Origin of the sequence: Shewanella psychropiezotolerans, from assembly GCF_007197555.1 — a bacterium.
GTDB lineage: Bacteria > Pseudomonadota > Gammaproteobacteria > Enterobacterales > Shewanellaceae > Shewanella > Shewanella psychropiezotolerans.
On record NZ_CP041614.1, the window covers coordinates 5,138,235 to 5,163,103 of the forward strand.

Annotated in this window: 23 protein-coding genes; 5 read left to right on the forward strand and 18 right to left on the reverse strand. The window is 44.8% G+C overall.

The window, feature by feature from the left end; genetic code table 11:
• Positions 1–146: 146 nt before the first annotated feature.
• The 6 genes from FM037_RS22505 to FM037_RS22530 all read right to left on the reverse strand — a co-directional run bounded on the left by FM037_RS22505 (position 147) and on the right by FM037_RS22530 (position 7,758).
• Positions 147–1,631 (reverse strand): carbon starvation CstA family protein, encoded by a 1,485-nt coding sequence (locus FM037_RS22505; RefSeq protein ID WP_144047841.1) that lies wholly within the window; start codon positions 1,629–1,631, stop codon positions 147–149.
• Between the two features lie 250 nt (positions 1,632–1,881).
• On the reverse strand, positions 1,882–2,751 hold the full coding sequence (locus FM037_RS22510) for a M48 family metalloprotease (RefSeq protein WP_144047842.1): 870 nt from the start codon (positions 2,749–2,751) through the stop codon (positions 1,882–1,884).
• Positions 2,748–3,371, reverse strand: coding sequence for a hypothetical protein (locus tag FM037_RS22515; RefSeq protein ID WP_144047843.1), 624 nt, complete (start codon positions 3,369–3,371; stop codon positions 2,748–2,750). Before FM037_RS22515 ends, FM037_RS22510 begins: the two co-directional genes overlap by 4 nt.
• Positions 3,371–5,239 carry an adenylate/guanylate cyclase domain-containing protein gene (locus FM037_RS22520; RefSeq protein ID WP_144047844.1) on the reverse strand — a complete coding sequence of 623 codons (1,869 nt, stop codon included), beginning with the start codon at positions 5,237–5,239 and terminating at the stop codon, positions 3,371–3,373. Before FM037_RS22520 ends, FM037_RS22515 begins: the two co-directional genes overlap by 1 nt.
• Before the next feature lie 16 nt (positions 5,240–5,255).
• Positions 5,256–6,872 (reverse strand): HD domain-containing phosphohydrolase, encoded by a 1,617-nt coding sequence (locus FM037_RS22525; protein WP_144047845.1) that lies wholly within the window; start codon positions 6,870–6,872, stop codon positions 5,256–5,258.
• Between the two features lie 328 nt (positions 6,873–7,200).
• Positions 7,201–7,758 carry a hypothetical protein gene (locus FM037_RS22530; protein ID WP_144047846.1) on the reverse strand — a complete coding sequence of 186 codons (558 nt, stop codon included), beginning with the start codon at positions 7,756–7,758 and terminating at the stop codon, positions 7,201–7,203.
• 177 nt (positions 7,759–7,935) lie between these two features.
• Here FM037_RS22530 and FM037_RS22535 point away from each other — a divergent pair, with 177 nt between their 5' ends.
• Together FM037_RS22535 and FM037_RS22540 are read left to right on the forward strand one after the other, a co-directional pair.
• Complete coding sequence (locus FM037_RS22535; protein ID WP_144047847.1) at positions 7,936–8,595, forward strand: glutathione S-transferase family protein; 660 nt, start codon at positions 7,936–7,938, stop codon at positions 8,593–8,595.
• Between the two features lie 225 nt (positions 8,596–8,820).
• A complete protein-coding gene (locus tag FM037_RS22540; protein ID WP_144047848.1) occupies positions 8,821–9,369 on the forward strand; it encodes an acyloxyacyl hydrolase in 549 nt (182 codons plus the stop codon).
• 48 nt (positions 9,370–9,417) lie between these two features.
• Here the strand turns inward: FM037_RS22540 and FM037_RS22545 are convergent, their stop codons facing one another.
• The 6 genes from FM037_RS22545 to FM037_RS22565 all read right to left on the reverse strand — a co-directional run bounded on the left by FM037_RS22545 (position 9,418) and on the right by FM037_RS22565 (position 14,365).
• A complete protein-coding gene (locus tag FM037_RS22545; protein WP_185976886.1) occupies positions 9,418–10,104 on the reverse strand; it encodes an energy-coupling factor ABC transporter permease in 687 nt (228 codons plus the stop codon).
• A gap of 419 nt (positions 10,105–10,523) precedes the next feature.
• Complete coding sequence (locus FM037_RS22550; RefSeq protein WP_144047849.1) at positions 10,524–11,027, reverse strand: VF530 family protein; 504 nt, start codon at positions 11,025–11,027, stop codon at positions 10,524–10,526.
• A 496-nt stretch (positions 11,028–11,523) separates the two neighbouring features.
• Complete coding sequence (locus tag FM037_RS22555; RefSeq protein ID WP_144047850.1) at positions 11,524–12,153, reverse strand: LysE family translocator; 630 nt, start codon at positions 12,151–12,153, stop codon at positions 11,524–11,526.
• A gap of 111 nt (positions 12,154–12,264) precedes the next feature.
• Positions 12,265–12,435, reverse strand: coding sequence for a hypothetical protein (locus FM037_RS28655; RefSeq protein ID WP_185976887.1), 171 nt, complete (start codon positions 12,433–12,435; stop codon positions 12,265–12,267).
• A 904-nt stretch (positions 12,436–13,339) separates the two neighbouring features.
• On the reverse strand, positions 13,340–13,996 hold the full coding sequence (locus FM037_RS22560; protein ID WP_144047851.1) for an NAD(P)H-dependent oxidoreductase: 657 nt from the start codon (positions 13,994–13,996) through the stop codon (positions 13,340–13,342).
• A gap of 78 nt (positions 13,997–14,074) precedes the next feature.
• A complete protein-coding gene (locus FM037_RS22565; protein ID WP_144047852.1) occupies positions 14,075–14,365 on the reverse strand; it encodes a putative quinol monooxygenase in 291 nt (96 codons plus the stop codon).
• Positions 14,366–14,686: 321 nt separating this feature from the next.
• Between FM037_RS22565 and FM037_RS22570 the strand changes: the two genes are divergently transcribed.
• On the forward strand, positions 14,687–16,759 hold the full coding sequence (locus FM037_RS22570) for a M13 family metallopeptidase (protein WP_144047853.1): 2,073 nt from the start codon (positions 14,687–14,689) through the stop codon (positions 16,757–16,759).
• Positions 16,760–16,967: 208 nt separating this feature from the next.
• A complete protein-coding gene (gene yghU, locus FM037_RS22575) occupies positions 16,968–17,825 on the forward strand; it encodes a glutathione-dependent disulfide-bond oxidoreductase (RefSeq protein ID WP_144047854.1) in 858 nt (285 codons plus the stop codon).
• A gap of 102 nt (positions 17,826–17,927) precedes the next feature.
• Here the strand turns inward: yghU and FM037_RS22580 are convergent, their stop codons facing one another.
• Both FM037_RS22580 and FM037_RS22585 read right to left on the reverse strand, forming a co-directional pair.
• On the reverse strand, positions 17,928–18,176 hold the full coding sequence (locus tag FM037_RS22580; RefSeq protein WP_144047855.1) for a hypothetical protein: 249 nt from the start codon (positions 18,174–18,176) through the stop codon (positions 17,928–17,930).
• 152 nt (positions 18,177–18,328) lie between these two features.
• Positions 18,329–19,354, reverse strand: a complete 1,026-nt coding sequence (locus FM037_RS22585) for a phospholipase A (protein WP_407695611.1) — start codon at positions 19,352–19,354, stop codon at positions 18,329–18,331.
• A 285-nt stretch (positions 19,355–19,639) separates the two neighbouring features.
• Between FM037_RS22585 and FM037_RS22590 the strand changes: the two genes are divergently transcribed.
• Positions 19,640–20,968: an aspartate aminotransferase family protein gene (locus FM037_RS22590; RefSeq protein ID WP_144047857.1), complete on the forward strand. Its 1,329-nt coding sequence runs from the start codon at positions 19,640–19,642 to the stop codon at positions 20,966–20,968.
• A gap of 94 nt (positions 20,969–21,062) precedes the next feature.
• On the opposite strand, the gene FM037_RS22595 is transcribed toward FM037_RS22590, so the two are convergent.
• The 4 genes from FM037_RS22595 to FM037_RS22610 all read right to left on the reverse strand — a co-directional run bounded on the left by FM037_RS22595 (position 21,063) and on the right by FM037_RS22610 (position 24,835).
• Positions 21,063–21,722, reverse strand: coding sequence for a glutathione S-transferase family protein (locus tag FM037_RS22595; RefSeq protein ID WP_144047858.1), 660 nt, complete (start codon positions 21,720–21,722; stop codon positions 21,063–21,065).
• 107 nt (positions 21,723–21,829) lie between these two features.
• A complete protein-coding gene (locus FM037_RS22600) occupies positions 21,830–22,528 on the reverse strand; it encodes a glutathione S-transferase family protein (RefSeq protein ID WP_144047859.1) in 699 nt (232 codons plus the stop codon).
• Between the two features lie 205 nt (positions 22,529–22,733).
• Positions 22,734–23,672, reverse strand: a complete 939-nt coding sequence (locus tag FM037_RS22605; RefSeq protein WP_144047860.1) for a Dyp-type peroxidase — start codon at positions 23,670–23,672, stop codon at positions 22,734–22,736.
• A gap of 134 nt (positions 23,673–23,806) precedes the next feature.
• The gene (locus tag FM037_RS22610; protein WP_144047861.1) at positions 23,807–24,835 is read right to left on the reverse strand and encodes an ABC transporter ATP-binding protein; all 1,029 of its coding nucleotides are present in this window, start codon (positions 24,833–24,835) and stop codon (positions 23,807–23,809) included.
• Between the last annotated feature and the right edge of the window lie 34 nt (positions 24,836–24,869).

Below are 24,869 nucleotides of genomic sequence, written 5' to 3' on the forward strand. Positions count from 1 at the left end.
GATGATGAAACCAGACTAGCCATAGAATGAGACAAGAGGATGACAAATCCCCGCTTTCGCTATCCCTGCGATCACGGATACATGCCTCCAGGTACAAAAAGGGCGGCACACAGTGCCGCCCTAGTTCTTCAAATTAAACCGTTAAATCAAGACCCGGTCTCAGCCTCTGATTTTACAGGCTTACACTTCTGGTGCACTAAGATGAGTGCAATCAGAGATACGGCGCCTACGGCGATACCCGCAGGCTGACTGAACGACTGAGGTAAGCCCAGTCCTATGCCAGCGGTCATAATGTAAGACACGGTCACACTGGTTCCACCAATCGCAGGCAGGCTCACTATCCAATGGAAAGCGCCTCTGTCGAATAGGTACTTAGTGGCTAGCCAGAGCACACTGGTCGACAGCAGCATGTTCGAGAAGGCAAAGTAGCGCCAGATAAGCGTGAAATCAATCTTAGTCATAAAGTAGGCAATGACCAGAATAGGCACGGCAACCAAGAGACGATTACGAATGTTTTGAGGGATTCTGAAGGCATCGATTATGGTCAATCGCAGAGATCTAAACGCCGTATCCCCGGAAGTGATCGGGAAAACTGCCACAGCGATAATAGCCATTATGCCACCAGCAACACCAAGGTAAGTGGTCGCTACTTGGTTAACCACCATTCCCGGACCGCCTAGATCCAGTATTGATTTAAGCTCCACGTAACCGCCCGGAAACGCTGCGATACCCGCCAGCGCCCATACACAAGCAACAATGCCTTCACACATCATGGCGCCATAGTAGACTGGACGGACATATTTTTCATTGGTCAGACAGCGGGCCATTATCGGCGCCTGAGTCGAGTGGAAACCACTGATAGCACCACAAGTAATGGTCACAAATAGCAACGGCCAAACCGGCAATCCATCAGGATTAGGTTCCAAGAGATCATTGTTATAATGGCTATGATCGAAGTAGGCGAAGATGTCTCCCACCTCAGGTAGCTGAGGGGCACTAATCAATAACGCCACACCGATAGACACAGTCATGACTATCATCAAGAGACCAAATATCGGGTAAAGCTTAGTGATGATCTTATCGATAGGCAGCATGGTTGCCAGGAAATAATAGGCCAGAATAACCAATACCCAGAAGGTGTTGTTCGCGAGAATAGTCCCCTTGAAGTAATCTAAGTTACTCAATAATCCCGCGGGGCTCATGATGAACACCACGCCGACGAAGAACAGCAACATGGCGGTAAAGATAAGCATCACGCCTTTAGCGTACACATTGAAATAGCGTCCGGCTATTTCGGGAAGACTCTTACCATCCTCTTTGATACTGAGCACACCGGAGAAATAATCATGGACCGCGCCGCCTATGATGTTACCTAAAACGATCCACACCAGAGCAATTGGACCATAAATGGCACCTAAGATGGGGCCGAAAATCGGGCCGACACCGGCAATATTGAGAAACTGAATTAAGAAGGCTTTCACCGGATGAACTTCGACATAGTCGACTCCATCGGCAAAGCGAGTTTGTGGGGTCTTCGCATTCTTGTCGATTCCCGCCTGACGTTCTACAAACGGACTGTAGAACTTATAAGCGAGTACCAACAAGGTAATGCAGATAATGAATATAAGCATTTTTTATCATCCATACTTTTATAGGGTACATTTACGGTTACGAGTGTCTGCCAGTTGAGACATCAGGTCAAGTAACAATATGTTATACCAAGGTCTAACTTGATCAGGCTCAAAGCTTGATGTAGCGGGGGTTGGAGGACTCGGACAGAAAATTGGAGAGGCCCATTAATTGGTATGAACCTCAGTCCTTTAGCTTACATTATTTATATCTACTTGCTGCCTTTATACTAGCTTATCGTCCTACATTTCCTTATTGCGTCAGCGAAGATATGTTGGCAAGGGCACGATTAAATCTGCTTTCTACGGCCGGAGATTTGTCGAACTGCTCGAATCCCCTAGCCATAACGCCATCTAACCGAGAGAGTCGGTCATCCAGTGACGGGTGGGTCTTAAACATCATGGCCATGCCTGCATCGTCTGGATTTATCATCTGCAACGAGTGCAGCACGGCGGGTAAACCATAAGGATCATAGCCGGCTCTCGCCGCCAATACCACGCCCATGGCATCGGATTCAAACTCATCTTCCTTATCTAAGCCTCGAATATATATCTCGGTGCCAGCGGTAACGAGTTTAAGGGACTGAGTATCTTCCTCTTTGGCCGTTAACACCACACTGGTGATATCTGTCAATGCGCTCATGCCACTGGCTTTCTTCAACGCATTCAGATGATGTCGGCGCAGCACATGAGATATCTCATGACCGAGCACACCCGCTAATTCGGCCTCATTGTTGAGTCTAAGCAACAAACCTTTAGTGATCACCACATAGCCACCGGGAGCGGCGAAAGCATTGATACTCATGTCATCCATTACGGCAAAGCTCCAGGGTAAATTAGGCCGCTCCGAATGCATGCTCACCCAGCGACCGACTTTATTGACATAGCTCTGTACCTCTTGGTCAGGCAACAAGGGAGCCACGCCTAGCAAGTTAGTCACTATCTCTTGACCCAAAATAATCTCGCCGGTTTCATCAAGCTCGGTCAATGCATCTGAGGTATGACCTATGGCGGAAAGACTTTTACCAATGTCGATATTATTAATCACTAAGCCCTGAGTCGAGCAGGCACTACAAATGACAGAAGCCATAAGCAATATGAAAGTTAACCTTGATGTTCTCATGACTTACCTCCAACAAGGTTATCGGAAATGGTCTCGGCGCTAACAGCTAAATCTTTCGCTGAACCTTCTACTGAAGCCGTCACATAATCTCGCTGCTGTTCATTGAGATTCTCCTCTCTGGCAAAAGATTGCGCATCCGTTCCCGATACAGCGAAAGACTGCATGGTCTTAAATGCGTAGGGGTTAGGACTCGGTTCGGAAAACTTATTCTCGTCGAGCCCACGAGAGGCCGTGGTGACAGTGCTGCCACTGCTTCCCGTGGTAACTAGATTAAATACCTGCTTGGTACCGGCAAACGAGTCCGATGTCTGCAGCGACTGTAGGTCATAACGCACACTGAACATCTTCACCCAGCCAGTGAGTGCTTCGGCCTGAATTTCCAACCAACTGGACTTCCTTGACAGCACATCGACAGAGAGTGCCTCGGCCAACATCTTAAGCGTGGCGGCATCGCTAAAAGGTTTAGCTTTTAGCTCAGTATCACGCACTAAGCTGGCTTTATCCCGACTCGTTATCTCTTGGCTAGCCAGCTTTTGACTGAAGGTGGCGCTGGTCATCGCCATCAAGGGCAATACCAGCCAGAATGATATTCGTTTTTGCTTCATTAAAGATCGTTTCATTAAACTCTCTCCCTATTTACAGGGCGTTCCAAATCAGAAATATTTACAGCCTCTGTTGGTGCAAACAGCTCGACATCTTTTGCCCGGCCTTTAACTTTATAAAAGCCGAATGGTTCGAAGTCAAAACGCTCGCCACAAAGTGTCTTAGTGTCACTCGACACCAAGATTCTAGAGACCCCCTTGGTCAATCCTTCGATCCTACTGGCCAAATTAACCGTATCGCCAATGGCGGTATATTCCTTACGTTGATCTGAGCCAATAAGGCCGACAACAGCCGGGCCTGAGTGTATGCCAATGCCAACATCGAAATCGGCATCCTGTTCACCCAACTCTTGTTTAAACTGCTGTAGCACCTCAGCCATTTCAAGGGCTGCTTTAACGGCGTTAACCGCATGTTGATGATCATCTAACGGTGCCCCCCAAAATGCCATGATGCAGTCGCCGATGAACTTGTCCAATGAGCCTCCATGTTTGAAAACGACCGCCACTTGCAAGGTAAAGTAACGGTTCAATAGACTCACCACCTCCTGGGGCGAACGATTCTCAGACAAGCTGGTAAAGCCACGAATATCGGAGAAAAGTACCGAGATCTCCCGACTCTCTCCCTCACGACTCAGCCCCTCACTGGACACCAGTTCTTTCACTACCAAAGGATTAACGAAGCGACTGAAAAGCCTGATCGCCTTCATTCTTGATTGACGCTCAATCAGATACTCTCGTAGCGCCAAAGAGAAGTAATACAACCACACCAACACCAGCGGCGTGAGCAAATGCAGCAAGAGTAACTGACTCAAAAATAGATAGCTGACGAGTAAGCCCAATACACTCGCCCCCAGCAGTGATACCCCCACTGAGATGGCATTGATTCTAAGCAAGAAGCAGACATACACAGAGACAATCGAGCCCAGAGAGATAAGCAGATAACTCCACATTGGAAGAAGAGTCATATAGCGCCCATTTTTCAGGTTATCTATGGCGGTGGCGAGAATGTCTAAGCCGGAATACAGGCTATCTATGGGCGTAACCCGAATATCATGCAGCGCTGAGGCGTCGGCGCCTATGATGACAATTTTCCCCGCTAACTCGGTTGGATCTCGCAGCGGTGTCTCTCGGTTAAAATCATCATAGAGATCGGCATAGGAAAATCGTCGATAGGGATTCTTAGCGCCGCCCCATGACAGAACGATATGCTCAACTTCAGGTACTTGATAGCCGAGTGCACTCACCACCTTTGCCGGAAGCGAAGGCATCAACCAACCGTAAAGATTCTGATAAACATCATACTTGCGCCCCACGCCATCGATGTCGTTGAGAAAGTTAACTGTGCCCAGACGCCAATACTGAGTGGCTACCGCAAGAGGAGGCATGAGGGCGGCTCTCGCATTGGGTAGTGAAAACTCAGTTTTAATCAATCCAAGCTTATCGGCAATCTGTGACAATTTGGGGCCGTTTTTATCTTGCTCAGAGGATAGCCTTATCAGGGGGAAGAAGATGTTTTCCTTACCCGCTAATGCCTGATTGAACATGGCATCACTTTCGACTCGATAGAGATCCCGTTCGACGAAAGAGAGATCGAATACTATGGCCTCAGGACCTTGCTTACTGATCCCCTCTATCATTTCACCATGCACAGAGCGTGGCCAGAACCAGCTGCCAACCTTATCTTCCATACGAGCCAGACTGGCATCATCGATATTGACTATCACGACATCGGGATCTGGCTGCGTACTCCTCGCATGTATCTTGACTAAAAAATCCGAGAGTCCGAACTCCAATGGGCGTAGCGTCTGCAACCAGCTCATCTCGATACAAACCAAGAGCAAGACAAAAACTGTGAACACATTGAGGAAGTTACCGCTCTGCTTCATCACTCTCACTTATTACCTAAGTTAAGTAACCAGGGATCTTAGATTCATCCACCTCATCAACCTGCACACCATCCATATATTCATTGGCATATTGCAGATACACTTTTTTATCCACAAAAATACGGAACAAGTCCGGGTCTATATGGCCATTGAGGCTAAACTTGCCGAGAATAAATAAGGACTCAGATAAAGTTTTCCCTGTCTTATAGGGCCTGTCCTTCGCCGTTAAGGCTTCAAAGATATCGGCTATTGCCATGATTCTCGCCTGTACCGACATGTCCTCGCCGCGCAGGCCTCTAGGGTAACCTTTACCGTCCATGCGCTCATGATGTCCGCCAGCATATTCTGGAATATCCTGTAGGTGTGTTGGCCAAGGCAGAGCTTCCAACATGCGTATGGTGACCGAAATATGGTTATTGATAATTTTACGCTCATCTCCCGTCAGGGTGCCGCCGCGGATCTGCAGGTTTTCGACCTCATCTTCTGTCAGCAAAGCCTGTGTTCCCCCCTTATAATCGACCCAAGTCCCACAGGCTATCGACATGACACGCTCAAGATCTTCATCTTTCATACGCTCACAACCTATGTTGGCATGAGCTAAAAAATCGCGATCACTTCTCAGAGACTCCAGCTCATGGTGTAACTCCTGAGTGAGTTGTGATGACATACTGTCTTGGGCAAGCCGCTTTAAATAGCGGATCTCGGCATCACGTCCCATAATTTCGAAACGCGCATCGATCAAGTCAATACGATCGAAGATGGTCTGTAATTTGGTCGCTTTTTCGATGACATGCACAGGGGTGGTGATCTTGCCGCAGTCATGCAACATTCCCGCTAACCAGAGCTCGTACCTTTCATTTTCTGACATGGAAAAATCTTTCAGCGGCCCCTCCTCCATGTTTTGTACGGCATCGGCCAACATCATGGTTAACTTAGGGACTTGCTGACAATGCCTGCCTGTATTGGCGGATTTTTCATCTATGCCTATGTTGATTAAATTCACCAGAGACTCGAGAAGCTCTTCTAGCTGTAAGATGAGTTCCTGATTGGTAATAGCGATAGCGGCCTGAGAAGATAGCGCCTCAATAAACAGTTGATCCGTTGTTGAAAATGCTTGAATTTGGCCGGAGGGATCAGCCATCGAGTTGACCAACTGCAGCACACCAACCAATTCTGAATTATGATCCAGCATGGGGACGGCCAACAGAGACTGGCAATGATAATCATAAACTTCATCGAATCTGCGCATCCCAGAGAAGTTAAAGATTGGCGTATCATAAACATGCTCAATATTAACCGATTCTTTGCGATTGGCGGCATAGGCAACAACGGCCTCCAAATTCGGTTCACCATTGTCGAGAGACAGGGGAATCGACCTCATCTTATCCGATTTCTCCCGACTGCCGCCAAAGTGCAGATCCAAAGAGGCATTAATAAGGATATCGAATTCAAGAAATTTTTTATCCGAACTGACACGATACAAGGTACCGCCATCGGCATTGGTGATCGTTCGCGCCGTATGTAAAATTCTCTCCAACAAGAACTTAATATTCTTGATGTCGTTGAGCGCGATACTTAAAGTCGTAAGATGTTGTAACCTTTCTTCAATTTGTTTATTACTAAGTTCAGACATGTTGAAAACCACATAAAATAAGAGACTCGGAAGTAAAACCTGACCCTATATCAACGCACTTTTCTTATTCCCCACCTTACTCATATAGTCGCAAAGCCAGTCGCAGTCAAACTCCTGGGCCCTGGAAACCAATGAAATGAGCACTCTATTGTTAGCCAATATGTTAAGTAGGAATAATCAGGGGAAATGAATAAAAAAACGGATAGAAAAATGAATGATAAAGTGAAGAGCTAAGCTTCAAAGTCCAGAGGAAAAGAGGCTTAGCTTACACTCAAAACAGAGAATTGAATCTCACAAGCAGCAGGGAGATGAGATGACCCGCTACGGATTATAAAACCAGATGACCAGCATTAACCAGTTGCGCCTTTAGCGCTTCATTAGACTTTTCTAGCATGGTGTTATCGGCTTGCATATCGTCTAATTCGGCTTGAAGGCTTAAGAGCTTGCTTATTGTTGCGTTTTTCTCTTTTATCACCTTCTCTTCTCTCTCTTTAGAAGTCGCCAACTTAGTTTTAAGTTCACTGATCATGGTCATCAGTCTTTTTATATCTTCAGTTTTAGCTAAGCCTTGATCGCTACCGGCATAAGTCTCTGTCGATTTACCCTCTTCCATCAAGTCATCGGCTTTTTGCTTCAGAAAATGATAGCCAATCCTCACTCCGAAGAAGAGGCAAGTGAGAAAGAACACCAGAATATAATGATTACCGGCAACGGAGGCTAGCGCCGCATTGCCTCTTGCCAAAAAGTCGCCGTTGCTAGTGAAGAAAGTAGTGATTAATTGGTTGTGCCAGAATAGCCAGATCAAGACATAGGTGAGCAAGAATCTAGGGGCTATTTTTTGATTCTCATTAAAAACCAACACTGATTTTATTATTTTGGTAGACATAAAAATTCCTTTTTTTGAATAATGCCAGCTTTAAACATCCCTTTCAAGAAGACTTAATTAACAATTACTTGCAAGACGTTACTTAGCTCAATTTTAAATCAATGGACATAAAAATAGCCAAAATAAGCACAAGCTCATATAGTATGAAATCTAGATAAAATACCAAAAGGAAATGGCATGCAACTCTATATCGGCAATAAAAATTACTCTAGTTGGTCACTACGAGCTTGGTTGATGGCGGCTAAATCCGGTGTAGATTTCGAAGAAGTCATGCTAAAACTCGATACTCCCAGCTTCTATCAACAACTAAAGGGGATATCACCGACTTTAAGAGTGCCAACCTTAGTTGATGGCGATATCACAGTTTGGGACTCATTAGCCATCTGTGAATATCTCAATGATACTTATCTGGCGGGTGAGGCATGGCCCAGTGAGCCTAAGCAAAAAGCCAAGGCTCGTTCGATAGCCAATGAGATGCATTCTGGCTTTAACGCCCTACGTAATGAGCTACCGATGAATATCCGTGCCACACGCTGTCTTCAGCTTAGTGACGCGGCAAAAAAAGACCTTAAACGTATCGATGAAATTTGGTCACAACAGATGCATGAATATGATACAGCCGATACCGGTGGCTGGTTATTCGGTACCTGGTCAATCGCCGACATGATGTTCGCCCCGGTAGTCATGCGTTTTCGTACCTATGGCATCATAGTCTCTGACGCCTCACGCCGATATATGGCCCATGTTGCAGAGTGCCCGACAATGCAGCGCTGGATAGCCGACGCCTTAAAAGAAACTGATATTGTCGATGCCGACGAAGCGGGCGTTGAGCTTTGACTTATACCTATTTAAACAAATAAACTAAACGATGAATGAGGCCATACATCGGCCTCATTGTTAAGCATAAATAACCAAGGTTAGCCCGTAGCCAATCAACCCCATTAGCAAGATTCCAAACCGCTTCCCTTCAAATACGCCCAATCTGAGCTAATCTTAACTAGCAGTTTCATCAAGCTTAAAAATGAAATAAGTAACCACTGATTCATCATAGGTCACTGATTTATGAATAAAACCTTCCGCGCGTTATGTGTTTTTATTTTCTTAGTACTTTTATCAGCTAACAGCTTATCAGACTCAGGTATTACCTATACCCAAGGTGAAATCAATCCTAGGTGGGATGGCTGGCAAGAATCACACTCGGGCACGGCTTATCGCCTCGCATATGTCCACAATTTTGAGATGGATGATAACTTTTTAACCAAACACAATATCGACTTTAATCTGGAATTTGCCTACCATCACTGGCAAGACTTTCTTTATTCAGATAAGAACGGTGGCTCGGTCACTCCCATACTCAAATACCAGCTCCATTTCGACCAGCTCACTCTTTTCTTGGAAGCTGGCATAGGTGTCACTTACATCAACAGCCAATTTTATGCAGACAGAGACATGGGCTCTAAATGGCAATTCGAAGACAAGTTAGGTGTCGGCGTCATCTTGTTCAAACATCACCAAATTGGCTTTTCTTTTATCCATTACTCCAATGCTAACTTCTCCAATACCAACGATGGTCTAAACGCCATCGGCTTTAACTATGGCTACTTCTGGTAAGCATCAGTTATTGAAGCAGTGGCTAATAAATTATTAGTCATTGAAACATTAGTCTTTAAAATAGGTCTTGTCCGAGTAGTCATAGAGCCATTGCGGGCGATAGACCACCAGCAAGGTGACAGACATACCGTTGAGTAAAGCCTCAGGGAAACCAAGCAAGGGGATCAGTAAGAGGTAGTTATCACTGAGAAAGGCCCAGTCATAGTCAGTGGTCAACCAGAGCCAAGTCGCCCAAGATATGATATGAAACACGATTGACAAGAAAGCATTGATGAATGCGCCGCAGAAGATGTAAACCAGAAAGTGATGGGGCAGATATTTAAATATCTGGCTATAAACCGTAAAACATAAGAACAGAGGCAAAGCGATAGCAAGCAGGCCATATATGCCAAATTCGAACGGTTGCTTAAATATGAAGGTAGAAAAAAATAACACAGGTAATATCGCAATCACAGTCGCCATACGCCAGCCATACATCAACATCAGCACCACAAGCCCGAGAAAATGCACATGTATACCTTGAACTAGGCTGGCATTAATCAGCCATAAACTATTAAGCGCAATTGCGGCGATCAATACCTGGGTTTGCTTCTGTTTATCTTTTACCAGGACTTTGAATTCATCTGTGGGCCAGATTAGCCAAAGCCAAAATAGTAGCCCAGCTATCGACAATAATTGCCCCTGGCTATAACTCCAGTCAATCTCGCTAATTCGTTGTATCAAAAAGTCCTTCATTGACACGCCCATCCTTAATTCCTATAGGTATAAGAAGTCAATTATCTAGCGGCGTAGAGTTAACTCACTGCTAGCTAATGCAAATATATGCTATCTGAGTTTTTATACCTATAAATATTAAATCAATGTTTGAAAGCTAAACGCTCGATTCAGCTCATATTCAACTCATTTTGTTATTATTCAGCCGGATATTGTCTTTAGTGAGCAGGTGTGAGTAACTAATGGAAACATTTTTAGTGGTTTTTTTGATGATGTATTTCGGCGAGCACAAGCTCAACAAGGAAGAGATCATGCTCGAACCTGAAGCGGCGCAGATTGAACAAGTTCAAGCTGCCAATTGAGATAGATCTAACACCTCACCCAACAAGCAGCAGCGATGACTCTAGTGAGTCATCATTTCGATCATGACTAACCTTAGGTTACTTACCCCAAGGATTAGAAGAGTCTTGAGAAGGTGCTGGTCTATCCGTTTTAGACCGCCTATTTTGCGCGTAACCATCTTGAGCCTTTGGCTTATCCTTGCCATAGCGAGGACGCCCTTGCCCCTCGTTACGCTTCATATCCTCATAATCAGCAGTCGCTTTGGCTCGCATCTCGGCAATAAGCTCGATAGTTAACTCTTCAGGCTTACGGGGCACGATACCATCGGCAAAACCACGCTCACGTGGCTTAAGCTCGAATTGTGCAGAGCTTCCCTTTGGCATACGCTTGAAGCGATAAAGATAGAAACTCTCTACCCGCTCCCTCGCCCACTCAGTCTTCTTAAGAAACTTAAGGCATGCCGCCATATTAGGATTAATATTGAAACACTCTAAACGCAGGGAGGCGTATAAAATCTTCCAATCGTAAAACGCCACCAACTCGGTGAGCATAGTTTCTAAGCCTAAGCCATGTAATGGGTTGTTCTGTTGCTGTTCAATCATGGGTATCCAACTTACGCAATTTGGGTGTCTAGGCTCTAACTACTCACTCAGAGCGGCCGATATTGATATCAAGAGCCATTCAATAGCCTAATAATAACAAGAAACTCAGTCAAACACGTATAACTAATACCAATTCCATTAAATTTATGATCAATTCAGGGCTTTAAATTCAAGGCGCATTGTTGCGGAAATGGTTATTCCCTTTTGAGGCAATGCAACGCAGAAGTGGAAGTCCTGAGAAGCTCACGTAGTACGGCTGATGTTTAAAGCAAAGGGAAAAACACTTTATGCTGCGTAAGTGGCTCTCGATATACGACTGCATGGATGCTGGAGGTAGAGCAACGCAGGAGCTTGTTGCCGAGAATAACTATTAGCTTCAATCCACTTACTTGCCTACAGCGTTTTTAATTCCCGCTGAATGATCACTTACTTAATGGAACTGGTATAAATGGCTTTCTTGCCATTACTTTGTTGTCATTAGGACATTCTTCGCACTTTATTTGCTGATCGCCAGATATGAACCCGCTGCGATCATGATGCTGCCGGCACCTTGATTGAGTCGCTTATGGGCAAGTGGTGTCTTTAAGGTTTTAGCCAATTTAGCCGCACCAAATGCAATGAGCATCAGACCACTAATCAAGGCTGAACATGAAAGCACTGAAACAAGCACTATATCTTGAGTCTTCAACACAGTGAGATCGATGAACGTTGGCAAGAAAGAGATATAGAACAGAATCACTTTAGGATTAGAGGTTGAAATTAAAAAGCCCTGCACGAAACTCGCCATTGAACGACTCTCTTTCAACTCCTTTGCTTGGCTACTAACCTCGTCGCTAAGCTGTGGCAAAGCTTTAAACATTTTATAGCCTAAATAGATTAAGTAAGCTGCACCGAGATAGCGAATAACAACAAAGACTTCAGACCAATTCTCGGCTATAGTCGCAAGGCCGAAACAGGCAAAAATAAGGTAGATGAGATCGCTTGAGACCATACCGGCAGCAAGGGATATGCATTTTTTGGGGCCCTGTACCATAGCTCGAGCCAATATAGCAAACACGCCAGGACCAGGGGTAATGCCAAAAATAAACATAGCGATAAAAAATGTAATCGCACTCTCTAGGGACATCAGTTTACGCCTTATTTTAAAACATTTTAACTTTCCGAAACCCAGCTATACATGAAATATAACCATAGCCGACTTCAATAAACGCCATACTATAATGCTCGAAAAACCACGTCACAAGTACTTTATAGCGAAAATTAACTTTCTTGGGGTCTGAATATATAAAACCTCGATATCAAGCTTATCGACCAGCTCACCGGCAATGTCTTTGATAATGCCTTCAACCAATTGATTCGTCTCCATAACGGTATATTGCTCGGCATTATGGGCGCCAAAACTCGCCACTAAAACGCTGTTTCAGCCCATAAATACAAGCTCGATAACATAAGCCAGAGACAAATGAATAAACTGCTTGGTTTAATAAAACAGAACTTAGTTCGTTTCTTACCTAGAGCAGACATATCTCTAAGTACGGTCAACACAGGCTAATACGTCAATGTTCCCAAATATTTCTACCTTTTCTTATCCGCACATTAGCAGTCTGCTATTGGTTTTTTACTCCTACTCCCCCCCCTTACATACGCTTACCCAAAACAAGCTAAAACTCCTAGATAATAGAGCACGAGTGGTCAAGAAAGTCTGATGCCATAGCACATTGCAGCGACAAGAAGCCCCCATCAGTTAAGGATATATTCGCCACTGTTGATTTTCGGTCTTGCTTCAATAGCTAGGTCCAACTTGGGAAAGGTGAGAACTTTTACTGCTCCACTATGTCAGAGAAAGATAAGCGAACGAAGCAGGCTCTAAACACTGATTGTTCAAATTCGATACCTTTAATTAAAAATTTCGTGAAGAGAGTCGTACAGAACGATACCTAATTCCAAGACATGAAATAATGCCCATGAACATAACATTACGCAGAGTACTTATTACACTCTTATTGGCCTCAATCGGCTACCTAGTTACCCATGTTCCCCCCTTTTCGCGGAGCACTCTCACTGAGGGTCTAGAAGCCAAAGAGTCGGTTACCACTGAGAGTACATTCGGATAGGAATACACGAACAGATACGTACAATATGTACGCTATCAAGCGCAATCTATCCTTTTAAAAGGTAGAGCACATATTTAATAGGTTTGGTATAAGTAGCCTACAGGTTAATATTTCAGGGACTATTTATTTCAAGGGCTATTTATTTAAAGAGATAGTAAGTGGGCTCATCATTGAATCCCACTTGCAGTGCTGGCTTAACTAGAGAACCTGTATAACCTCTTCCATGGCTAAGCGAGACTTAGGTATGCTTGCATTATAGTCTTCTTGAGAGTGTTTATAGCCAATAGCCAGCGCCACCTCACTCACATAGCCACCAAGTTCATCTTTAAATATTTCACTAACCAACTCGCTATCGATACCTTCCATGCTTGTCGAGTCTATGCCTAAACGTGCTAACACATGTAAGGTGTTACCTAAGGCCAGATACGTCTGGGACTTAGTCCAGGCGGCGTTATTACCATTTTCATCTGTGTTTAATTCGGCAAAAGCAAAACCGCCGAAGGCTTGATCTCTGTCCTGAGGCTTAGTGCGTCCATCCTCAATACCTTTGTCGACAACCTTAGCGTAATCTTCACGGGTATAGCTTGGGTTATGAGCAAACAAGATAATATGTGAAGCCGATTTGATGTGTGGCTGATTAAATTGAAACTTATTGGCAAAAGTATCATGCATGCGCTGCTTGGCTTCATCGCTTTCAATCACGATAAACTTCCAAGGCTGTGAGTTGATTGAAGATGCCGATAATCGCATCGCTTCATATATCACTTCGAGATCAGCTGGTGAGACCCGTTTAGTAGAGTCATATTTTTTAGTCGTGTAACGACTTTCTAAATCAGCAATAATTGGGTTCGTCATAATTGTCTCTACATTTTTGGAGCAACCTTTTAAACGCTCACTCAAGGTAATAAGGCCGCTATAAATCGATGGGCAGAATTAGGCTATTTTTGTCATTTCGTTAACAGTAAACTTATCGACACAAGCTTCAGTTGCCGCCATGTAATCGGCTAGATGCTGGTTGCCCATATGCATTTGCCATAATTCTCGTGAAGCCCAATTCTCATAAAAGGTAAAATGCGTTGGGTTTTCGTTATCTTGATGAAGGACATAATCGATACATCCCTCCTCTGCACGAGTGATATCAATAAGCTTCAATAATTCAGCTTTAACTAATTCAACTTTTTCTGCTTTGGCGATGATGTTAGCCACAATGGTGAGCTGAGCCATATTCTTTCCTCGAGTTTGAGTTTAGGTTTAACTTGTTGGAAGCAATAATAAGCTCACCTTACCAAGATATAAACCGGGCAATCATTGAATCATTATCAATTATTTGTTGTTAATGAGCTGTCGTTTTTACACATTTAACCAGAGTACAGCATCTTAGCCTAACAAGCCTTTCAAGTACTTGAGTATGCGTCACATCACCTTCAAAAAACTTTTTATGTTAACCAAACTTTACTAACAATTCTCACATTGACATTTTCTGTCAATTCTAGAATATGGGATGGTTTTTACAGCAACTCTCCTTGCAAGGAAGAATATAAAAAAATGAAAAAATCCTTAATCGCTATCGCATTAGCCGGCACTTTTTTAGCTGGCTGTGGCACATCAGACGTTAATAACAAAGAAGCCAAAACCCAAGTCAGCACTGCAACCACCGCCAAAGCCGAGCTAGGTAGCTTCGGCGTAGATTTAGCTGCCCGCAACCAAACGGTAAAACCCGGCGATGACTTCTTTATGTATGCCAGCGGCACTTGGTATGACAACTACATCATGCCTGCCGATAAGACCCGCTACGGCGCATTTACTGGCTTGGCCGAACGCAGTGAGAAGCAGGTTAAAGAGATCATCGATGATATCGTCAGCCGCAGTAACCTAAACGATGAAGAGCAGTTGATTGCCGATTTTTATCAGGCATATATGGATACAGATACCATCAACAAACTAGGGCTCAGTCCAATCCAGGCCACCTTAGATCAAATCGCAGAAATCGAGTCTACCGATGACTTAACTAAAGTCTTTGGTCATGCCTGGCTCACCGGCGCAACATCACCGATTTCTGGAGGCATGTGGTTTAACCGCTTAGATCCAAACCAGTATGAGATGTCTATCGGTGCCGGTGGATTAGGTCTACCCGATCGCTCTTATTACCTTGAAGATAGCGAGCGCTTCGTCAACATACGCAGCGCCTATGTTGAGCATATTGCTCAGATGCTAGCCTTTGCTGACGTAACAGACGGTAAAGCAAAGGCCGAAGCTATCTTAGCTCTTGAGACTAAGATAGCCCAAGGCCAATGGCCAAGAGAGAAACGTCGTAACCGCGATCTGACCCTAAATCAGGTCAAACGCGCCGACTTGGCCAAGCAATATCCAGGCTTTAATTGGGATATCTACTTTGATGAAAAGGGCTATCAGGTCCCTCAGCTCAATATCTCCCAACCTGAGCCTGTTAATGCCATGATTGAATTGGTCAATCATGAGTCACTAAAGGTATGGCAAGACTACCTGACCTTCCACACCATCAGTAATAATTCAGAACTTTTATCTGAAGATATCAATGCAGCTAACTTTGCCTTTTACGGTAAAACCCTAAAAGGACAAGAAGAGCCTCGTCCTCGCTGGAAACGCGCTGTAGCAGAGATGTCTGGCACTCAGTCACTTGGCTTTGCCATAGGTAAGGTCTATGTGGCTCGCTACTTCCCAGAATCATCAAAGCAGCAAATGGCTGAGCTGGTAGAAAACTTACGTACCGCCTTAGGTCAACGTATCGATGGCCTGGACTGGATGGGCGATGAAACTAAGGTCAATGCTCACGCTAAGCTTGCTGCCTTCACTCCTAAAATTGGTTATCCGGATGTGTGGCAGGAGTTCGATGGCCTGACACTGACCGACAAGGACCTGGTGGGTAACGTTCATCACTTACGCCAGTTCTTTAACGCCCAAAGTGTTGCCAAAGAGCTTAAGAGAACCGATCGTAATCGTTGGGGCATGACACCCCAGCGCGTTAACGCCTACTACAACAGCTCGTTTAACGAGATAGTGTTTCCGGCGGCTATCTTGCAACCTCCATTCTTCGATCCCAATGCCGATCCAGCCGTCAACTATGGTGGTATTGGCGCGGTTATCGGTCACGAAATGGGTCACGGCTTCGATGATCAGGGTTCAAAGTCTGATGCTAACGGTATTCAGCGTAACTGGTGGACAGATGAAGACCGCGCCGCCTTCGATGCCAAAGCCGATCAACTCGCCGCTCAATACAGCAAATACGAGCCTATCCCGGATAACTTCGTCAATGGCCGTAACAGCCTAGGCGAAAATATAGGTGACGTGGGCGGTTTAGCCATGGCTTATCATGCCTACAAGCTCAGCCTCAATGGCAAAGAAGCCCCTGTGATAGACGGTATTACCGGCGATCAACGCTTCTTTCTTGCCTGGGCTCAGGTATGGAAAGAAAAACGTACTGAACAAAGCATGCTCAACCAACTTCGTGGTGGCACTCACGCACCGGGTCGTTACCGTGCCCAGGCACCACGTAACCATGATGCCTGGTACAAGGCCTTCGACGTAAAACCGGGTGATGCACTTTATCTAGCAGAAGAAGATCGTGTGCGTATCTGGTAATGATTTCGAGCCAGACCGTTTTAAGTCATAAGCGGTAAGTTATCAGTCTCAAGTAAAAAAATACCAGTCAGATCTCTGGCTGGTATTTTTTATTCCTTATAAGACAATCCAACAACAAAGTGTTATATCGAATTAATGGTTTTGAGGTTTTAAATAGAGAAATAGCCCCGATATCTATACTCATATAGTTAAACAGATAGGAAACAGTATGACTAACGAATATACGCCAGCGAAAGTTTGGACCATGGATAATGAAAACGGCGGCCAATGGGCCAGCATCAATCGTCCCGATTCAGGTGCCAGACATGAGCAAGTATTGCCTGTAGGTAAACAGCCAATACAGCTGCACTCATTGGCAACGCCTAACGGACAAAAAGTCACCATAATGCTGGAAGAGTTACTCGCTAAAGGGGTATCAGAAGCCGAGTACGATGCCTATCTGATTAATATCGGTGAAGGCGAGCAGTTCTCCTCAGGCTTTGTCGATATCAATCCCAATTCTAAGATCCCGGCACTCACAGATAACTCAACAACTGAGTCAATAAGAGTGTTTGAATCTGGCAATATTTTGTTGTACCTCGCCGAAAAGTTTGGTTATTTTTTACCGAAAGATATCGCTGCACGCACCGAGGTGATGAATTGGCTTTTCTGGCTACAAGGCTCTGCACCTTATCTCGGTGGTGGTTTTGGCCATTTCTATGCCTACGCCCCAGAAAAATTTGAATATCCCATCAACCGCTTCGCGATGGAAACCAAACGTCAACTAGACGTACTCGATAAGCAACTGGCAAACAATGAGTTTATCGGCGGTGACACCTACAGTATTGCAGATATAGCTATTTGGTCTTGGTACGGTAATTTAGTACTGGGTAAAATCTATGAGGCCGCTGAGTTTCTTGATGTGGCGAGCTACACCCACCTGCAACGCTGGGCAAAACAGATAGACAAACGCAGCGCGGTACAACGCGGAAAAATCGTCAACCGTACTTGGGGCGAGGAGTGGGAGCAGCTGCATGAACGTCATAGCGCATCAGACATAGATGCGGTGCTAAAGAAACAGCCTTAACATCTGGCTGTCGACATAATACCAATTCCATTAAATTTATGACGCTGAATGATCACTGACTTAATGGAACTGGTATAAGATTCCTATGGTATTAAGCAGAGCTTAATGCTTGGCTTTTACCCCGTTACGAACCATCTCTTTGCCCGTATCGAAGACTTCTTGGGTGATCCAGCGGGCATGAAGCAGTTTGTTATTGTCATCGAATACGGCGACGAAGTGGCGACCATCGGCATTATTGGTTGCCATACCGACACCGGCAACACCTTCTAGCCCCATACCACCTTTTTCTACCGACAATAAAAAGCGTTCTAGCTCTGCTAAGTTATCGATGACATCAAGTTCGTTATTCATCTGTTTAATACTCTTAATTCTGTATGCAACTGCACTCTGTATATAACGGCTAGTGTACGATTACTAGCAGTGCAGCTAGGCTTCAATATGTGGCATATTTTACCATAGTAAAGGATTGAAACTCACAGTTTAGAGAATTATCAAACCAGAATTTAAAACATATTATTAAGTGCGATACCTAAACCAAAGCGAGTTTGGCTGTGATTATAATCAATCAGGCTATCACCATAACCGTTGAAGAAGGTCACATAGCCTTTCAACTTGCCATACAATGGGGTTGTGAGATTAACCTGCACCGCACCATTACTGGTTGAAAAATTCTGACGTAATTTTACACTCAACTCATAATCGCCGAAATCGTAACCCATGCCGTATTCAGCATGCCCCATATAATCGGCAATATCTGGATTATCATCGCCACCGGGTTCTAGCGGGTCAGTTTTAGCATCCTCAGGCAAGCGATACCAAGGTCTGACGAACCAGACCCAATTCTCTTTCTCAAAAATCAATTCAGCGAAAACCCGATTCCATGAACGGGATAGTGGTACCGAGCGGCCATTCGATTGGTGCTCTATACCAAGCATGAGACCAGTATTGCTCTCATAAGGGTGCCAATCTAACGGCATCACATAGAACAACTCAGGATTGTAATTAGTTTCTCTGAATGGACTGGAAATATCGTCGGCATATACCTGCCACCAAGCCTCGATGGTGAATGCACCATAGATTCTATCCCCTTCTACAAATAAAGAATTGTAAGTCAGAGGAAATTTAAGGCTCAATTGAAATTTTGACTCAATATTCTTTAGCCCATCATTAAAGGGTTGATCGCTGCTGTATGCGACAGGGTTAATCTCGTTAGTGGTGTAAACCGGTAAGATGTAATTCATTCTATGGGGCGTGAGCACAAACTCTGACTGTTCACTCTGTCTTTCTTGAATAATTCGCTTAGTGAGTGCACCAGCTTTAGTTTCTTTACCGAATAAAGTAATGGTGTCATCACGGGCTATAGATGTTTGTGCCTCACAAATCCCCCTAATCTCACCGAGCGTCATTTCATCGGTGCCGATTTCCACCTGTTTAGCGATACAGTCACTCATTGGCGAGGCTTGAACCTGACTAATGGTGCCTAGTAATAGAGAAGCTATACCTAAAGACTTGTAATTTAAACGTGCCAAAATAAATTCCATATCATTGTTGATGACTGCACTGAATTAATGCGCTGTCCACTGGGAAAGGGCTTCAAAATCGCCTTATTTCATTCTAGAAATAAGGCGTTAAGAGATAATAAAAACGCTATTGCCACAGTGTACATAGTAAATTAAGTTGCAATATATTCCAACAAATCAACAAAGATTTAACCTTACACCAGCTAAATTAAATCCGATCCCGTTATCGATATAGCAAAGCTCTATCTCGCCCTGTATCATACGCGGCAGACTTTTAAGATGAAGACCGACAAGATGAGTAATCCCAACAAGCCAGTCACCAATGCGCTGCTAAAGCAGGCCCACAACAACATGCCCATGGGTGTGGCCGATAGCTACCGTTACTGGGGTGAAGAAAACACCGTATTCGTTAAGAGCAGCCTGGGCTGCACCATTACCGATGCAGACGACCAAGAGTTTATCGATTTCCGCCTCGCTTACGGGCCTATTATCTTGGGCTATCGCGATAGCAGAGTCGATCAAGAAGTGGTTGCTGCCATCACAGAGCGCGGCACCATTTCAGGCTTCTCAACCGATCTTGATTCTCAGGTGGTCGAGCTGATTAAGCTGATGTGTCCGAACATTGAAAAGATGCGTTTTGCCAACTCAGGCACCGAAGCTGTGATTGGTGCGGTACGTACCGCCCGCGGTTTTACTGGCCGCAATAAGATTGTGGTGGTTGAAGGCGGTTTTCATGGTCTATACGACGAGATGATGTGGAAATCTGATGTCGATAATTGGGACAGCGAAACCCAAGCGGCGCCAAAGATTGCCGCTTTTGGTGGCGGTATTCCTGAAGCGAGTCGCGAGCACCTGGAAACAGTCCCTCTTAATGATTTTGCAGCCATTGATGACGTCTTTGCTCGTGTCGGCGATGACATTGCGGCCATAGTGATAGAGCCGATTCTAGGCAATTGTGGCAGCATCGCCTCGACCCAAGAATACATGCAAAAATTGCGTGATATCTGTGATGCCAATGGCACCTTGCTTATCATGGATGAAGTTAAAACGGGTTTCCGCGTGGCTAAAGGTGGCGCACAGGAACTCTATGGCATTCACGCCGATCTAACCACATACGCTAAGGCCATGGGCAATGGCTATCCGGTAGCCGCCTTCGGTGGTCGCAAGGAAGTCATGGACGTGATTGGCTTCGGCAAAAATGGCGTTACTCACGGTGGCACCTATACCGCTAACATGATCGCCCTAAGCGCCGCCAAAGCAACGCTGACGATTTTGAATGAAACCGATGCCTACGAGACCATCAATAAAGCCGGCGCCGATATCCAACAGGTGTTGTCACGAGTATTTACTAAACACGGTATCGAGCATAAGTTTGCCGGCCCAGATGCCATGTTCGGCATTCACTTCGGCAGTCAGGTACCCCATAACTATCGTGACTGGAAGAAGACTGACAGCGAGCTGTATACCGAGTTTGCCCATAACTTGATTAAAAGCGGCATCATGCTTGAGCCTGATTCCCGCGAGCCTTGGTTTATCTGTGAATCTCATAAGGACATAGATCTGGCCAAGCTCGAAGAGATTGCCGATGCTGCCATGGCGAAGGCCATAGCCGATCGCAAGTAAGGCTTAGCTTAAATACCCACAGCAAGCTCAAGGGTGCGATCCATGGTTAAATATGGCCGCACCTTTTGTTACTCTAATATCCCACCAGCCCCTTTTAACTAGTAAGACTCGCTTTATTGCTCTTTGCCAGATAACTAGTCGACAGATAGAAATCATTAAACACTTGCTCAAAATCACCTGAGACAGAATGCTTTACAATATCCAGAGATAACAGGGACATTTGCCACTTTTTAACGAGTGGGTAGTTCTCTAAGAAATCGAAATCAATCCTCTCCTCGACTAATTTCGCACGATACAAGATAGGTAACCAGGCAATATCGACGCGGCTTATCTCTTCGCCCATAAAGTAGCAGTGCTTACCGAGTTGCCGCTCCATATTCGCAATGGCTTTTTCAAATACGGCAAGATGAGTCTCGAACTCAGATTGAGTTTCACTTCTCATGGTGCTGCACTGTGGCACGTAGTTTTTAGACCCGTAATTTGCCCAAGCTTCTATTAAGGCCGCTTCCTCTTTAGTCTTGGCCTGATAAATCCCGCCATGAAGCGACTCCAGATAACTCACTATCGCATCGGCATCAAACAAGACTTCTCCAGACTCGGTGATTAACACTGGCGCTTTGCCATTTGGAGAGATATCGAACAAACAATTGTCAAAGTCAGCATATTCAACTTCATAAGGCAGCTTAGTCGCTTCAAGCATTGCGGTTACGTACTGAAAAAAAGGGCAAACCTTAAAACTAATGACTTTAATCATAATCAAATCCTAGGGGATGAATCCCCTCAAAGTTACCTGGGAAGTATTGAATAAAAGGGAAGTAGAGAATGTGATGACTCTAGCTAGCTAATCTCAGCTCGCGCTAGTTAACCGCAACAAGCACTAGAGCCACAAATTCCAGCCTGCTGCACATTTTGTCCCTCACCTAAGTAGGTATTAGTGAGGTAAAAATTCTTAAATAGCGGCTCAAAGTCTTCCGAAACTGTATTTCCCATGGCTAGGCTAGATAACACATTCTGTTGCCAAGCCTGAGACTTGGTCAAACCACAGAGAAAGTCATAATTAGTGTATTTTTTAACTATCGCAGCACGATGCAACAATGGCACCCAGGCAATATCGACATTACTTAGCTCATCAGACTTAAAGAACTTAGTCTTGCCGGAAAGCTGGGCCTCAACCTTAGCAAAGGCCGCAACCAACTTTTCTGAACGCTTGATAAAGATCTCTTTATCCTTGCTACTCATGGTGCCGCATTGAACCAGATAGTGTTTAGACCCTAAGTAACTCCAAGCTCTATCTTGAGCCCGCTGCTCATTGCTCACCCCTTCCTCCAAAGGACCATACTCATCTTCGATATATCCAATGATTGCATCAGACTCAAACAACGCGGTGCCAGACTCAGTTATCATCACAGGCACCTGACCATTTGGTGCCAAGTCTAAGAACCACTGTGGCTTATCTTTGAGGTTGATATATTCAATCTCGAATGGGATCTTCTTGGCTTCTAATGCAGCGGTGACACGCTGAACAAAAGGACAAATTTTAAAGCTAATTAGTTTGATCATATTTTTATCTCTCGTCTTTACAGAATGGATTGTATCTACATTGAATAAGACGAGAGTAATTCGAAAAGGATGGAAATATTTTAACGTTTTTCTTGGCAGCTTTTTACAAGGATAAAAAATGCCACTAAGTTTAACTTAGCGGCATTCAAACTGAGAGTGGATTTTTTCGATTAAAATTCTTTCGATTCAGCTAAATCGGTGGCAGTTAAATCCCAGCCTTAGTTTGCATAAAATCCAATGATGGTGCGAAGAATGAAGAGCCGGTCAGCGCCTGAGTGAAATGCAGAAGGTGATCATGATTTCCATTGCCATCACCGTGAACCATGCTCTCAAGCATCTTCTCAAAGTTATTCGAGTTACGACAGTTTGAGATAAACATCAAACCTTGCTCTTTAACCGACCCATAAGGCATGCTTTGCCTGAGGATCTCCATTGACTTACCATCACTGTCTTTTAGATTGACGCGCTTGATATGACTGGTGAGCGGCTTATCTGCTGATTCATATTCGATATTATCTTGTTTGGTTCTACCGATAATATCTTCCTGCTTTTTCTGTGGCAGACGATTCCATTTACTCAGGTTATGAGCAAACTTCTGTACATGAATATAACTGCCCGATTTAAAAGCTGCATCTTCATCACCGATCAGGGCGACCTCCTGACGACTACGTCCCTTAGGGTTTTCTGTCCCATCGACGAAACCGGTAAGATCTCGGTTGTCCATGAAACGAAAGCCTCGTTCTTCATCGACCAAGTCGACTAAACCTTCGAACATCTGCGAGATTTCATTCGCCACCAGATGCAAGATATCGAAACGATCACAGCGAACATGAACGAAGAGATCGTACTCGAGAGCCGGTGCATCCCGATTATCGGCATTCATGGCAGGAAACGGCTTGAGTTGAGCCGGACGGGCAGAAGGATACAAACTATCCCAATAGTTGGCGCCCACAGCCAGAAAACCGTTGAATGCACTATCGGCATATTGATCGGTCAACTCATAAATATATTGAGCCACATTAGCAATACAAGGACGCAGATCTGTCTCTACCCCCTCATTGGCATTAAACATCAAATATATACTGTGCAAATTTCCTTCCGCACACACACCTAACTGTTCACGAGGCATAACCTGATTATCCATCTCTCAATTACCTTCAGCACTATTTCAATTTCGGCATTATTATCCATAACTTTAGATAATAATGACATTAACTAACGCACATTTAATCACTTTGACGAAAACAATTAAGTTAACACAGTAGGCATCTGGGATCTTCAGAATACGACTAAAGAGTGAGCCTGGGCCTGAAGATGTACTTTCTGACCGGGCATAAGCTGACTGAGCTGACTCTTCACCTCATAGAAATGTTGCGACACCTGAACCTGATAATGACAAATGTTACCCAGGAAGCGACGCTCTATGATCACTCCAAGGCCTTGCTCATCGGCGGTGATTTCCAGTTGCTGGGGCCTGATAAGGATCTCACCTCGATAGCTTACTGGATGCGATAGCCGTGTGGTACTGGTGAGTAAGCCAATAGGTGTATCGACGACAAAATCATCTTTAACCGATGCGGGAATATAATTGCCACTACCTAAAAAGTCCGCGACATATCTATCCTTGGGCGCCGTGTATAGCTCCTCTGCCGTGCCATACTGGACGATATACCCCTCCTTGAACAGAGCAAGTTTGTCGGCGAACACGAAGGCTTCGTCTTTGCTATGTGTGACAAACACGGCGCTGACATTCCTCAGTTTCAGAATATTGCGGATCTCTAACATCATCTCACCGCGTACCTTGGCATCGATATTAGAGAAAGGCTCATCTAGCAGTAATAGCTCAGGCTCATAAGCCAAGGCTCTGGCGATCGAGACTCTTTGTTGTTGGCCGCCTGAGAGTTCATGGGGATAACGCTTAGCAAGCCCTTCGAGCTTGACGAGTTCGAGCATCTCATCCAGTCTGGCTAATCTTTCAGCCTTATCTAAATCTTTAACCCCGAACAGAATATTATCGGCAACGTTAAGATGCGGGAAGAGTGCATAATCCTGGAAAATCATCCCAACGCCTCTTTGTTCACTCGGGGTAAACACATGAGGTCCAGTCAAGATTTCGCCATTAATGCTGATTTCACCTTGGCTCACGGCTTGTAACCCGGCGATAGCCCTAAGCAAGGTCGTCTTACCACAACCACTGGGACCCAGAAGCGCAGCTATCTCCCCTTTTTCCAGGGTTAAATCTAACCCTTTCAACACCTGCTGACCTTGATAGTCACTGTGCACGCCTCGAATACTTAATGTCGACATTTTTTCCTTGCTCCGGCAAATAAAACCCAAAAGG